13 protein-coding genes are annotated in these 13,789 nt (G+C 63.5%); 6 read left to right on the top strand and 7 right to left on the bottom strand.

Annotation, left to right across the window (positions count from 1 at the left end; all coding sequences use genetic code 11):
• Positions 1-27: 27 nt before the first annotated feature.
• The 5 genes from LOZ77_RS13790 to LOZ77_RS13770 all read right to left on the bottom strand — a co-directional run bounded on the left by LOZ77_RS13790 (position 28) and on the right by LOZ77_RS13770 (position 5,217).
• Positions 28-828, bottom strand: a complete 801-nt coding sequence (locus tag LOZ77_RS13790; RefSeq protein WP_230279572.1) for a head GIN domain-containing protein — start codon at positions 826-828, stop codon at positions 28-30.
• A gap of 199 nt (positions 829-1,027) precedes the next feature.
• On the bottom strand, positions 1,028-1,558 hold the full coding sequence (locus LOZ77_RS13785) for a CarD family transcriptional regulator (RefSeq protein ID WP_066773380.1): 531 nt from the start codon (positions 1,556-1,558) through the stop codon (positions 1,028-1,030).
• Between the two features lie 332 nt (positions 1,559-1,890).
• Positions 1,891-2,229, bottom strand: coding sequence for a ferredoxin FdxA (gene fdxA, locus LOZ77_RS13780; RefSeq protein WP_230279571.1), 339 nt, complete (start codon positions 2,227-2,229; stop codon positions 1,891-1,893).
• Between the two features lie 58 nt (positions 2,230-2,287).
• On the bottom strand, positions 2,288-2,596 hold the full coding sequence (locus LOZ77_RS13775) for an RNA-binding S4 domain-containing protein (protein ID WP_230292303.1): 309 nt from the start codon (positions 2,594-2,596) through the stop codon (positions 2,288-2,290).
• On the bottom strand, positions 2,593-5,217 hold the full coding sequence (locus LOZ77_RS13770; RefSeq protein WP_230279569.1) for a helicase-related protein: 2,625 nt from the start codon (positions 5,215-5,217) through the stop codon (positions 2,593-2,595). Before LOZ77_RS13770 ends, LOZ77_RS13775 begins: the two co-directional genes overlap by 4 nt.
• Before the next feature lie 257 nt (positions 5,218-5,474).
• Here LOZ77_RS13770 and LOZ77_RS13765 point away from each other — a divergent pair, with 257 nt between their 5' ends.
• The 5 genes from LOZ77_RS13765 to wecB are packed head-to-tail and all read left to right on the top strand — an operon-like array spanning position 5,475 to position 10,274.
• Positions 5,475-6,971, top strand: coding sequence for a M23 family metallopeptidase (locus LOZ77_RS13765; protein ID WP_230279568.1), 1,497 nt, complete (start codon positions 5,475-5,477; stop codon positions 6,969-6,971).
• A gap of 49 nt (positions 6,972-7,020) precedes the next feature.
• On the top strand, positions 7,021-8,010 hold the full coding sequence (hemB, locus tag LOZ77_RS13760) for a porphobilinogen synthase (protein WP_230279567.1): 990 nt from the start codon (positions 7,021-7,023) through the stop codon (positions 8,008-8,010).
• Positions 8,007-8,588, top strand: coding sequence for a GNAT family N-acetyltransferase (locus tag LOZ77_RS13755; RefSeq protein ID WP_230279566.1), 582 nt, complete (start codon positions 8,007-8,009; stop codon positions 8,586-8,588). Before hemB ends, LOZ77_RS13755 begins: the two co-directional genes overlap by 4 nt.
• Positions 8,585-9,157: a gamma carbonic anhydrase family protein gene (locus tag LOZ77_RS13750; RefSeq protein WP_230279565.1), complete on the top strand. Its 573-nt coding sequence runs from the start codon at positions 8,585-8,587 to the stop codon at positions 9,155-9,157. Before LOZ77_RS13755 ends, LOZ77_RS13750 begins: the two co-directional genes overlap by 4 nt.
• A 28-nt stretch (positions 9,158-9,185) precedes the next feature.
• Positions 9,186-10,274, top strand: coding sequence for a non-hydrolyzing UDP-N-acetylglucosamine 2-epimerase (gene wecB / locus LOZ77_RS13745; protein WP_230281878.1), 1,089 nt, complete (start codon positions 9,186-9,188; stop codon positions 10,272-10,274).
• Here the strand turns inward: wecB and LOZ77_RS13740 are convergent.
• Together LOZ77_RS13740 and LOZ77_RS13735 are read right to left on the bottom strand one after the other, a co-directional pair.
• Entirely contained in the window at positions 10,271-11,899 is a 1,629-nt protein-coding gene (locus tag LOZ77_RS13740; RefSeq protein WP_230279564.1) for a cisplatin damage response ATP-dependent DNA ligase, read from the bottom strand. The two genes, wecB and LOZ77_RS13740, sit on opposite strands and share 4 nt — an antisense overlap.
• A gap of 12 nt (positions 11,900-11,911) precedes the next feature.
• Positions 11,912-12,913, bottom strand: a complete 1,002-nt coding sequence (locus tag LOZ77_RS13735; protein WP_230279563.1) for a ligase-associated DNA damage response exonuclease — start codon at positions 12,911-12,913, stop codon at positions 11,912-11,914.
• A 112-nt stretch (positions 12,914-13,025) separates the two neighbouring features.
• On the opposite strand from LOZ77_RS13735, the gene dnaQ reads away from it, so the two are divergent.
• Positions 13,026-13,742, top strand: coding sequence for a DNA polymerase III subunit epsilon (gene dnaQ, locus LOZ77_RS13730; protein WP_230279562.1), 717 nt, complete (start codon positions 13,026-13,028; stop codon positions 13,740-13,742).
• Positions 13,743-13,789 lie beyond the last annotated feature (47 nt).

Genomic DNA, 13,789 nt, shown 5'->3' with positions numbered 1-13,789 from the left:
GATGAACTCCTGCGTCCGAAACTGCGATCAGGCCGGTTCGCAGACCAGCCTGCCCGATCCCATGCCCTTGACGGTGCAGCGCGCGCGACCCTTGACGGTCACATTGCCCGAACCTGCCATCTTGGCCGACACCTCGCCGTCGCTGGCAAAGCTGGCATTGCCCGATCCGGCCATGCTGACATGCACGCTCTCAGCGCTCAGCCCGTCAAGGCTGGCATTGCCCGAACCCGCGATCTTCAGCGACAGGTTCTTGACCGTGCCCTTGGTGCTGATCGAGCCGGAGCCCAGCATCTGCACTTTCAGCTGATCCGCTTCGATGGTGCCGCAAGTCACATTGCCTGAACCGGCCACCGCGATCTTGGCCTTCCCGCCGGTGATCGCATCGCACATGACGCTGCCCGATCCGGCGAGGGAAATCTTGCGTAGCTTGGGCAAGGTGATCTGCACCGTGGCGGTGCCGTGCTGCCGCTTTCCGCCAAGGCGCATCACGGCCAGCCTGCCGTCCTCCACCTTGAAACGGATTGCATCGGCGACATCCTCGTCACCCTCGACCAGAATGGCAGGGTCGTCGCCTTTGGTGATGGTGACATCGTCGGGGCCAAGGATAGCGATATGGCGGATATCCGCATCGTCGAGGTCAAGCTGTTCCAGCGTGACGCCGCTGTCGCATTCGACGCGCATCTTCTCCCCGAAATTGGCGCTGAACGGGCCGACTTTTTTCAGGTCGATGTCCAGATTGTCCAGATTGGCAAAGGCCTTTGTCATGGCGACGCCCGCGATTGCCGAGACGAAATCGCCAAGATTGTCGAATTGCCGGTTATTGGGCATTGCAAACTCCATAGCTGTATTACGACACCAATACACTATGGGAACGAGTCGTTCCAAGCATTGGCCGTTCTGCGCTCTGCCAAGGCGCGATTTCGCTCTACGAATGACATGAACGGGCGCGGCAGCGCACAGCGAACCAACGAAAAAGGGCCGCCGGATCGAACCGGCGGCCCCTTTGCCTTACGATGCGACAGGCCGATCAGGCGGTCTGCTGCTCGTAATATTTCGGCGCATATTCGTTCAGAATCTCGAGGATCTTGGCGAGTGCGGCCGGCTCGTCGGTCTTTTCCATCGCGGCCAGTTCGCGCGCAAGGCGGCTGGAAGCGGCTTCGAAAATCTGACGTTCGGAATAGCTTTGTTCCGGCTGGTCGTCGGCGCGGAACAGGTCGCGGGTCACTTCGGCGATCGACACCAGGTCGCCCGAATTGATCTTCGCTTCATATTCCTGTGCGCGGCGCGACCACATGGTGCGCTTCACCTTGGGCTTGGATTTCAGAACATCCATCGCCTCGCGCAGGGTCTTGTCCGACGACAGCTTGCGCATGCCGATCGATTCGACCTTGTTCACGGGCACGCGCAGGGTCATGCGCTCTTTTTCGAAACGGAGTACATAAAGCTCGAGCTGCATGCCGGCGATTTCCTGGCTTTGAAGCTCGATAACGCGGCCAACACCGTGCTTGGGATAAACGACATAGTCACCGACGTCGAAGGCAAGTGCCTTGGCAGTCATGCAGAGTCCTTTCTGTGGCAATGCGTCCCGCAGCAGTCCGACCGGAGGTTCTGGCATAGAAAAGACGGCTGGTGCCGCCTCGTCTCGGGGGGCCAAAACTCCTTCTTGCGCCGAAGTGATCGGCCCAATGCGAAGCTGTGCCTGCGGGAATAATCGCCTTTCCTGACGAAGCCGGACGGAGAAATTTCCGCCGACCGTAGGGTTTTTTACCATAAAATGACGGTGAAAGCGAGTCTTGTGCGCAAAACGCACAAGACTCCCGCGTCAACCGTGACTTGCACGGTTAACAGGGAGCCTTTTTCCACCGAACGCGCGGACCTAAACCGCTGGAATCAGTCGCCTTCGCCGGGTTCGGTCGAGAAATATTTGTCGAACTTGCCTTCCTCGCCCTTATGCTCGTCGGCATCGGCGGGGGGATCGCGCTTGATCGTGATATTCGGCCATTCGGCGGAATACTGGGTGTTGATCTCAAGCCATTTTTCCAGACCGTTTTCGGTATCGGGCAGAATGGCTTCGGCGGGACATTCGGGTTCGCAAACGCCGCAATCGATGCACTCGCTGGGATTGATCACCAGCATGTTCTCACCCTCATAGAAACAGTCGACGGGGCAAACCTCGACGCAATCCATGTATTTGCATTTGATGCAGGCATCGGTGACGACGTAGGTCATTGTATTCCATCCCTGAGAGACGTTGCATCCGGTCTGCTATGGGCGCGATTCCTGCGCGTCAAGCACTTGGGTTCTGTTGCGTGTGGTTCGCAAGATCATGGTAATGGCTCTGCGCCTCCGACGCGGGGCCGCGGCGCGATGGCAGCGAGTCGAGCGCGATGACGCGGATCGCGCGGCCCACCGGCACGGTCAGCACATCGCCCGCGCATACGGGTTGCGCCATGCGCGTGACACGCTGGCCGTTGCGGCGGATATGTCCGGCGGCAACGATATCCTGCGCAGCCCCGCGACTGTGGGCGAGCCGTAACATCCATAACAACCGGTCAATCCGCAGCGAAGATTGGGCGCCGGTTGCATGCAATGTCATGAAAGAAGCTCCGCCAGTTCTGCAAAGGGATTGCCCGCCACCGGCTGCGGTGCGGGCCGATCGGGCCGGTTGCGCCCGCCGTTCTTGCGGGGCGCAGCCTTGCGATTGTCGCCGGTGTTCCGGTGCGTATGGCGCTGGCCAGCGCCGCCATGCGCTTCACCCGCCCTGCGCGGACGCCAGCGCCAGCGCGGCGGTGTCGGCGGGCCGAACTTGCCCTCGGGCCACGCTGGCGGCGCATCGGCGGTGAATCCCGCCAGACGCAGAAGATGAGCATAGGCCTTGGTCGACAGGCCCATCGACAGGGCCATCGTGGGGTCGAGCGTAAAGCGGGGCGGCTGGCGATGGCGTTTTTTCCCCGCATCGGTCCAGCGCGTACGGCGCTGATGCGCGGCATGCAGCAGGCGTTCGGCCAGATCGATCCGCACGAAACGGTCGCCCGCCCTGCGATAGGCAAGCGGCGCCGACCCCTTGGCGACAGGCAGGGCGGCCGGCATTTGCGCTTCGACCGGCGCGACATGCTGACCCGCGAGCCGTGCCAGCGCAGCCCAATGGTCAAGCGATCTGGCACGCAACATCGCAGGCATGAAAATATCGAGCGCGCCGACCTTTACCCCCAACTTGCGCATCATCTGCCTTTGTTCGGGCGACAGATCGACCAGACCCGACTCCTCGCGGTCGATGATCCCGCCCTGTTCGGACAGCCGGATCAGCAAGGCGCGCAGTTCCGGGCCAGAGGACAATTCCTTGGCCCCTTCCGCCACGCGCCGTAGCGGATCGAGCGTTTGCAGCTCCTCATCGAGAAACGCGTTTAGCGCCGCCTCGATCTCTGCACGCCGAGCGGGTGATAGCAGGTCGAGACCCGGTTCAAGCTGAATTGCGGGCCGGAACATGTCCCGACCGGTACGCAATTGCGCCACATTGTGCCCGTTCCACGCCAGATGCGTGCCATTCCAGGCGATATTCCGGCCTTCCGCCGCGTCTTCCAGCAATTCGCGTGCCCTTTTATCTAACAATCGCGGCAGATGCCTTTCCGCTGCCGCCAGCAACAGCCGACGCATTTCAAGCCGCGCCTGCGGATCGACATGAAAGGCGAAGCCCGACAGATGCCCGATCTCCTCGCCATCGACCAGCACGCTGTCGTGCTCGCCCAATGTGACCGGCAAAAGACCGGCATCGGCACCCAGCTTGCGCATCAACACGGCCGTACGGCGATTGACGAAACGCTCGGTCAGGCGCGCATGCAGCGCTTCGGACAGCTTGCGTTCCACTCCCCGCGCGCGTTCGGCCATTTCCTCGCGCTGAAGCAGCCAATCGGGCCGCTGCGCGATATAGGACCAGCTGCGAATGGCGGCGATGCGGCCCTGCAGCGTTCCGATATCGCCGCCTGTGCGGTCAAGCTCTGCAATGCGGGCGGCGGCGAAATCATGCGCAATATGGCCGGTGCCGGTCGACAGATCCTGCCACAGCCGCGCCACGAAACGCGCATGATGCTCCGCGCCAAGCTGGCGGAAATCAGGCAACGAGCAGGCATCCCAGAACCGCCCGACCATCGCCTTGCCTTTGGCCGCCTGCGCAATGGCGGGTTCGGCGGACAGCATGCGCGCCACGGTCAGGTCGATCGCTTCGGGCGCGGCGGCAAGGGCGGGGTGGTCGGGCGCAGTCTCCAGATCCTCGATAAGGGTATCCAGCGAATGCAGACGCGGCCGCGCATCGCGCCAATACAGGCGCTGCAAGGGCGGGAAGCTGTGATTTTCGATGGCGAAAATCTCGTCATCGCGGAATTCGGCCCCGCCTTCGCCCGCCAGCGCGCCGAATGTGCCATCGGTCTGGTGCCGCCCCGCGCGCCCGGCAATCTGCGCCATTTCCGCAATCGTCAGGCGGCGACGGCGTTCGCCATCGAACTTGGCAAGGCTGGCAAACGCCACGTGATTGACGTCGAGATTAAGGCCCATGCCAATCGCATCGGTCGCGACGATATAGTCCACCTCACCAGATTGGAACATTTCGACCTGCGCATTTCGCGTCTGTGGTGAAAGAGCACCCATTACGACAGCCGCCCCGCCGCGAAATCGGCGCAGCATTTCGGCCACGGCGTAAACCTGCTCTGCCGAAAAGGCGACCACGGCGCTGCGCGGGGGCAAGCGTGACAGCTTGACCGGCCCCGCGTGGCTCAGCGTCGAAAAGCGCGGGCGGGTCACGATTTCCGCTTTCGGTTCCAGCGCCTGCACCATCGGAATCAGCGAGGAGGAGCCGAGGATCATCGTCTCATCGCGCCCGCGCGTATTCAGAAAACGGTCGGTGAAGACATGGCCGCGTTCGCGATCCGCGCCCAGCTGCGCCTCGTCAATCGCGATAAAGGCCAGATCGGCATCGCGGTCCATCGCCTCCATCGTGCATAATTTCCAGCGTGCATTGGGCGGGTCAATCCGCTCCTCGCCCGTAATCAGCGCGACATTATCCGCGCCCTTGATCGCGACGACGCGGTCGTAAACCTCGCGCGCCAGCAATCGCAGGGGAAAACCGATGGCGCCGCTGGAATGGGCGCAAAGCCGCTCGACGGCCAAATGCGTCTTGCCGGTGTTGGTGGGGCCCAGAACGGCCTTGATCGCGGGCGAACTCATCGCATGGGCAATGTGGCATTGCATCATCGCAGCCGCAAGAGAGCGCACATCGCCAATCCCCAAGCGGAACGAATCCAACGACTTGCCGCAAACTTGGCTCCGTTCGTCGATCCGTCTGCGAATTTGGGCGGGAATTAAGTTTCGGCGCGGCAGGATCATGGCCAGCGATGGTGCAAACGGGATCTGCGCCCGCTGAGATATGGCAGATGACATATGGCCGGACCCGGTTTGGCCCGAACTTGAATGCCCGGACGGATATGACGCAAGCAAGCGATGGCCGCAGCGTGGTAAAGGCACTCCGCGCGAATGGCGATGACAGGACTCTGGCGGAAAAATGGGTCGGCGACCTTGGCGCCGATATCGGCAGCGCGCGCTGGTTCCGATCGCTGGGCCTGCTGGTCGCGTTGATCATCGTGACATTCGCGTTCTGGCCCGATTTCTCGGCCCTGCAGGCGGCTGCCCCGTCACGGCTGACTGAGGAAGAGCGCGACGAATATCGCAGCCAGATCATCACACCGCTGGCTCTGGGGGCGGATAGCGGGCGGCGCATGGGGCCCTCGCGGCTGGTCGTGCCGCTGGCGAACGCCCCTGAACGTCCGGTCGTCGAACTGACCGCCACCATGGGCAAGGACGACAGGCTTTCCGCGATGTTGCGCCGCGCAGGCGTCAGCGGGAACGATGCCGCGCGTGTCGAGGAACTGATCGGCGGCAGCCTGCCGCTCGACCAGATTGCCAGCGGTACCAGCTTTGACATCCGCCTTGGCCGCCGCGCCACCCCCAGCCAGCCCCGCCCGCTGGAAAGGCTGAGCTTTCGTGCGCGGCTGGATCTGGAACTGGCGGTTGCGCGCGAAGGGGGGGCGCTGGCGCTGGAACGCCGGGTGATCCGCGTGGACGATACGCCGCTGCGCATTACCGGCACGGTGGGATCGGGCCTCTATCGCGCCGCGCGGGCGGCGGGCGCACCGGCCAAATCGGTGCAGCAATATCTGAAGGCCCTTGGCGATGCGCTTGATATCAATCGCGAAGTCGGTGCGGGCGACACATTCGATATGATCATCGCCTATAAGCGTGCCGAGACGGGAGAGGTCGAGGTCGGCGATGTGCTTTACGCCGGGCTGGACCGCCGCGGATCGCCGCGCGCGCAATTGCTGCGCTGGGGCAAGGACAACCGTTTCTACGATGCCAATGGGCAAGGCGAATTACGCGAAGGGCTGATCAAGCCGGTAAACGGCGCGGTCGGTTCGGGTTTCGGCATGCGCCGCCATCCGATCCTGAAAATCCGCCGCCCGCATAACGGCCTCGACTTTCGTGCGCGATCGGGCCAGCCGATCTTTGCCGTTACCGATGGCACGGTGATCATGGCGGGGCGCAATGGCGGTTTCGGCAATTTCGTAAAGCTGAACCATCGCGGAGGGCTGGCCACCGGCTATGCGCATATGAGCAGGATCGCGGTCAATCGCGGCCAGCGGGTCAAGCGCGGGCAGGTGATCGGCTATGTCGGGTCGACCGGCCTGTCGACCGGCCCGCATCTGCATTACGAGATGTATCGGAACGGGCGGGTGATCAATCCGGCCTCGGTCGACTTCGTGGTACGGCAACAGTTGTCCGCTGCCGAATTGCGCCAGTTCCGCAGCCAGCTGGTTGAGCTGAAGAAAGTGAAGCCGGGGGCTGCGCTTGACCCGTTGGTGCAGGCCAATGCCCAGCCTGCGGAGCCGGAGCGCGAAGCCGACCGCCTGTCGAACGCGCCCGGCTAGACTGCGGACCTCTTCCCAAGCGCCTGCGCATCGGGCAGAGGCTTCATCCATGAGCAGCTATCCCAATCTACGCCTTCGCCGTACCCGCGCCAGCGCATGGAGCCGCGCGCTTTACCGCGAAACCGTGCTGACCCCGGCCGATCTGATCTGGCCGGTTTTCGTGACCGAAGGGACCGGCGTGGTCGAGGATATCGCCTCGCTGCCCGGCGTATCGCGCGGATCGGTCGACGTGATCGCAAAACGCGCGAAAGAGGCGGTGGAGCTTGGCATTCCGTGTCTGGCCCTGTTCCCCAATACGCCTGCCGGTCTGCGCGATGACGAAGGGACCGAGGCGCATAATCCCGACAATCTGATGTGCCGCGCGATCCGCGCGATCAAGGATGCCTGCGGCGAGGATATCGGCGTGCTGACCGATGTGGCGCTCGATCCCTATACCAGCCACGGGCAGGACGGATTGCTGGACGAAGCGGGCTATGTGGTGAACGACGCCACGGTCGACGCACTGGTGCAGCAGGCGATGAATCAGGCCAATGCGGGCGCGGATATCGTTGCCCCGTCCGATATGATGGATGGACGCATCGCCGCGATCCGTGAAGGGCTGGAGGAAACCGGCCATGCCAATGTCCAGCTGATGGCCTATGCCGCCAAATATGCGAGCGCGTTTTACGGGCCGTTCCGCGATGCGGTCGGTTCGGGCGGCCTGCTGAAGGGCGACAAGAAGACCTATCAGATGGACCCCGCCAATAGCGAGGAAGCGCTGCGCGAGGTCGAGCTGGATCTGGCCGAGGGCGCGGACAGCGTGATGGTCAAGCCCGGTCTGCCCTATCTGGATATCGTACGCCGCGTGAAAGACACGTTCGAAGTCCCTGTTTTCGCGTACCAGGTCAGCGGCGAATATGCGATGATCGAGGCTGCTGCCGCCGCCGGAGCAGGCGACCGCAACGCACTGGTGCTGGAAACGCTGACCGCGTTCAAACGCGCGGGGGCAAGCGGGGTGCTGACCTATCACGCGCCGCTGGCGGCAAAGCTGTTGGGATGACCATCGGGCGCGCGCCCTTCCGGATGGAAACCGAACGGCTGGTCCTGCGCGACTGGACGCCCGAAGACCGCGAACCCTTTTTGCGCCATACCAACACGCCCGCCGTCATGCGCTGGCTGGGCGGCGTGCTTGACGATGAAAAGGCCGGCGCGATGCTGGACCGGCTGGAGGCGTATCGCCGCGATCACGGTTTTACCTTCTGGATTGTCGAGCGGAAGGCGGACAATGGCCCGCTGGCTGGTGAGATTCTGGGCTTTTGCGGATTGAAACGAGCCAATCTGGTTCCCGGACCCATCGGAGACATTGAGATCGGCTGGCGTTTGCGAGAGGATGCATGGGGCCACGGCTTTGCCAGAGAGGCAGCCGTTACGGCCATGGGCGCAGCCTTCGAACGCTTTGCAGCACCACATGTTATCGCATTGACGGTGCTTGAAAATACGGCCAGCTGGGGCCTGATGCTACGGCTGGGCATGGAACGGCGCGAAGACCTTGATTTCAAGGCCGAAGGCGATGCAGCATGGGCCAAGGATATTGCCGCATGGTCGATCACGCGCCAACAATGGGAGGACCGTCTATGAACCGCCCCGACGTCACGATCATGGCGATCAATGGCAAGAGCCCGCGCATCGACGACACCGCCTTTATCGCGCCGGGTTGCCGCATCATCGGCGATGTGGAAATCGGGCCGGATGTCAGCATCTGGTACAACTGCGTTATCCGCGCAGACGTGAACACAATCACCATCGGCGCGCGGAGCAATGTGCAGGACGGCAGCGTCATCCATTGCGACAGCCCGAAACCCGCGCAACCCGCCGGCTGGCCGACCATCATCGGTGAAGATGTGCTGATCGGCCATATGGCGATGATCCACGGCTGCACGATCGAGCGTGGCGGCTTTGTCGGGTTGGGTGCCATCGTGATGAACGGCGTGGTCATCGGCGAACAAGCCATGGTCGGGGCAGGGGCCATGGTGACGGAAAACAAGCGGATCGGCCCGCGCGAGTTGTGGGTGGGGCGTCCGGCAAAGCTGGTGCGCGAACTGCCCGATGCTGCGCTGGCGGACATGGCCGAGGGTATCGACCATTACGTCGAGAATGGCCGCGCCCATGCCGCTGCAATTGCCGAACATATGCAAAACACGCGCTAAATCTTACATAGGGGTCGCAGCCTTGTCCGTGCTGGTCGTTGCCGGAACCCGTCCGGAGATCATCAAACTTGTCCCCGTGATGCAGGCACTGGCTGCGGGCGGGATCGTGTCGCCGCGCTTTTGCCACAGCGGGCAGCATGAAAATCTGGGCCGCAGCGTGCTGGATGCCGCTCAGATTGCGCCGGATGAGCAGCTTTTGCGCCCCGATGTGGTCGATCTGGGCGCGCTTCTGGCCGGTTTGACCACCTCGATCGGCACCGCGCTGGACCGGCAATGCCCGCGCGCGGTGGTGGTGCAGGGCGATACGGCCACGGCGCTGGCGGGTGCGCTGGCGGCGTTTCACCGCCAGATTCCCGTCGCCCATGTCGAGGCAGGCTTACGATCCGGCCAGATCGACCGGCCATGGCCCGAGGAAGCCTATCGACGGATGATATCGCGGCTCGCGCGCTGGCATTTCGCGCCGACCGCCGCAGCGAAACTGGCGCTGCTGAACGAAGGGGTATCGCCCGCCCAGGTCGAGCAAGTCGGCAATACGGTGATCGATGCCATGCATTGGGCACTGGGGCGGCTGGATGCGGACGACACGCTGGGGGCGGAAGCCGCGCCTGTCATCGCGCGTGCGGGCAAACGGCCGATTGTGCTCGCCACCGTTCACCGGCGCGAACATGGCGAGGGCGAATTGCGCGCGATTGCCGAAGGGTTGCGCGCGCTGGCTGCGCGCGAGAAGGTCGAACTGGTCCTTCCGCTGCATCCGAGAGAGGAAAACGCGGTACTGCGCGACATGCTGGGGCGCGTGCCGCATGTGCGGATTGTCGAACCGCTGGGCTATTTCGCTTTCCTGCGCCTGATGCGTGCCGCGCGGCTGATCGTTTCGGACAGCGGCGGTGTGCAGGAAGAAGCGACCGCCATGGGCCGCCCGATGCTGGTGCTACGGGCCGAGACCGAGCGGCCCGAAGCCTCGCAGGCGGGCACCGCCACGCTGGTAGGGGCCGATCCCGGATTGATGCTTGCCAGGGCGCAAGATGCATTGGCCGCCCCGATGCCCGAACCCAGCACAGTGTTCGGCGATGGCAGGGCGGCGCAAAGGATTGCCGCGCGGCTGGCGCGCGATCTCTAGTCCCTGATCAGCGCTTTCAGGGTCTCGATCCGGTCGGCCTCATGCGCAGGCTTGTCGCGGCGGATGCGGTGGATGCGCGGGAAACGCATCGCCAGCCCCGATTTATGCCGTTTGCTGGCATGAACCGAATCAAAGGCGACTTCGAGCACCAGCGATTTATCCGTCTCTCGCACCGGGCCAAAGCGGTTCACCGTGTGCTGGCGGACATGCCGGTCGAGCCATTTCAGCTCCTCGTCGGTAAAGCCGAAATAGGCTTTGCCCACCGGCAGCAATTCGGCGCCTCCGCTGTTCCCCTGATCTTCGGGATCGCCGTTCCAGCAGCCGAATGTGAAATCGGAGTAAAAGCTGGACCGTTTGCCGCTGCCGCGCTGGGCATACATCAACACGCAGTCTATCAGCAGCGGATCGCGCTTCCACTTGTACCACAGGCCCGACCGGCGGCCTGCCACATAGGGCGAATCGCGCTTTTTCAGCATGATGCCCTCGATCGCGTCATCGCGTGATCTATCACGCAGATCGGAAAGTGTAGCGAAATCCGCTGCTTGAATCACGGATGACAGATCAAATCTAGCATCATCCAGTCGATTCATGAGAGATTCTAGCGCAGCCCTTCTCTGGCTCCAGCCTAGTTCGCGCAAATCCTGATCATCGGCCAGCAACACATCGTAAAGCCTGACGAAAGCGGGATATTCGCGCTGCATTCGGGCCGACACGGTCTTGCGACCCAGCCTTTGCTGAAGCGCATTGAAACTCGCCGCGCCGCCCTCTTCGCCGCCCTGATGGGTGCCGCGGACCAGCAATTCGCCGTCGAGCACGGCGGGGAAGGGCAATGCGTCCGCTATTTCGGGGAATGTGTCTGAAATATCGTCGCCAGAACGCGAATAAACGCGGGTTTTTCCGGCCGTGTGCACCACTTGCACCCGAATGCCGTCCCATTTCCATTCGGCGGCATAATCCGCCAGATCGACTTCGCGGTCTTCCAGCGGATGGGCCAGCATGAACGGCCGGAACAGCGGGACGAGGTCGAGGCGCGGCGGATCGGCGCCGTCGGCGGCCCATGCGAACAACGCGGCATAGGGCGCGTCGACCCCGTGCCAATACTCCTCCACATCCTCTACCGCGACATCGAACGCTTGTGCAAAGGCGGTTTTCGCCAGCCGCGCCGACACGCCGATCCGCATCGCCCCTGTCGCCAGCTTGATCAGCGCATAGCGCCCGTTCGCGTCCAGCCGGTCGAGCAGGCGCGGCAGCTCCACCGCCACATTCGCGCGGGTCATGCCGCGAAGCAGCGCGACGGTGCGGTCCAGCGACGGCGCGGCTTCGGGGGCCATGGCGGGTTCGGCCCCACTGGCGGGTTCGGGCCATAGCAGGCTGGCCGTTTCCGCCGTGTCGCCCACGTAATCGCGCGACAGGGCATACAGCACCGGATCGACCCGCTCGGTCAGCAATTTGCGGATGGTTGCGGGCTTTACGGCGGGAAAATCCAGCTCTCCGGTCAGGGCCGCCAGCGCCCATCCGCGGTCGGGATCGGGCGTGTCGCGCAGGTAAGCGGCAATCAGCTCAAGCTTGCGATTGCGCGATCCGGTATAGGTCAGCCGGTCGAGGAGGGCAGCAAAGGCCTGCATCAGTCGTCCCCCCTAATCATCCTCGTCCTCATACCCGACCAGAGCCAGCGCCCGCGCGCGGCGTTGATGCAACTGGCACCAGCGCAGCAGCGCTTCCTCCCGCCCGTGGGTGATCCAGCTTTCCTGCGGGTTCACTTCCGCGATCGTGGCGGTCAGTTCGTCCCAGTCGGCATGGTCGGAAATGATCAGCGGCAGTTCGACATTGCGTTGGCGTGCCCGCTGGCGAACGCGCATCCAGCCCGATGCCATCGCCGTGACGGGATCGGGCAGGCGGCGGCTCCACCGGTCGTTCAGCGCCGATGGCGGGCAGACCACGATGGCACCGCGCATCTCGTCCTTGTCGGCACCGGTCGCGGGGCGCAAATCGCCCAGCGGAATGCCGTGATCCTGGTATAACGCACACATCTTTTCCAGCGCGCCATGCAGATAGATCGGATCGTGATGGCCCAGCCGCCGCAGTTCCGCGATCACGCGCTGCGCCTTACCCAGCGCATAGGCCCCGACGGCGACGCATCGGTCGGGCGCGGCGGCCAGCGCATCGGTCAGCTTGGCAATCTCGTCTTCGATCGGCGGATGGCGGAATACCGGCAGGCCAAAGGTCGCCTCTGTCACAAAGATGTCGCAGGGCACTACTTCGAACGGCGGGCATGTCGGGTCCGGGCGGCGCTTATAATCGCCGGTGATTACGACCCGCTCGCCTGCATGTTCCAGCAGGATCTGCGCGCTGCCCAGCACATGGCCAGACGGATGCCAGCTGGCACTGACGCGGCCGCCCAGATCGACGGATTCGCGCAAGGGCACGGCGATTCCTTCTGCCGCGACTCCATAGCGCAGCCCCATGATCGCCAGAGTCTCTGCCGTGGCGAAAACACGGCCATGCCCGCCGCGCGCGTGATCGGCGTGGCCATGGGTGACCAATGCGTGATCGACCGCACGGGCCGGATCGACCCATGCGTCGCAGGGAATCACATGGATTCCATGCGGTTCGGCGCGGATCCAGCCGAAATCACGCATAGGCGCAGGAAAGTGTTGCAGGCGGCATGACGGTAAAATGCGCCGCGGCAAAGCTTCGTTCCTGATGCCGGTTATGCTTGCCTATATGCCGCGTCGGGCGCATAAAATCCCCATGCGCGAGATTGTCTTCGATACCGAGACGACCGGCCTCGACCCGCGTAACGGCGACCGCCTTGTCGAGATCGGCTGCATCGAAATGATAAACCGCGTGGCCACGGGAAACGTGTTCCACGCCTATTTCAACCCCGACCGGTCGATGCCGTCCGAGGCCGAGGCCGTGCATGGCCTGTCCGAGGCTTTTCTGGCCGACAAGCAGCGTTTCCACGAGCGCGTGGACGAATTGCTGGAATTTATCGGCGATGCGCCGCTGGTCGCGCATAATGCGGGTTTCGACTTCGGCTTTCTGAATGCCGAGCTGGAATTTTGCGAGCGCATGGCCGTGTCGATGGACCGCATGGTCGATACGGTCGCCATCGCGCGGCGCAAGCATCCGGGGGCAAAGCTGTCGCTGGACGCCTTGTGCACCCGCTATGGCATCGACCGTTCGCACCGTACCAAGCATGGCGCGCTGCTCGACGCCGAATTGCTGGCGCAGCTGTATGTCGAGCTGACGGGCGGGCGGCAGATCGGGCTGGAACTGGCGGCAGAGGCGGCAGTGCCGGTCGCACGGGCCGCCGCAGGGCCGGTGCAGGTCGACCGGCCTTTTCGCGAACCGCGCCCCCATTTTGCAAGCGAGGACGAATTGGCGGCACATTCGGCCTTTATTGCGACACTGACCGACCCCATCTGGGATATGGGCGTCGCCCAGCCTCCGAACAGGAGGCGCTGAGCGGCGACCCGATTGGCGGCAAGCCCCCCGCCACGATACGGGGCGAA

The organism is Croceicoccus sp. Ery15 (genome assembly GCF_020985305.1).
Classification (GTDB): domain Bacteria; phylum Pseudomonadota; class Alphaproteobacteria; order Sphingomonadales; family Sphingomonadaceae; genus Croceicoccus.
This window is presented reverse-complemented; position numbering and strand designations above follow the sequence as displayed.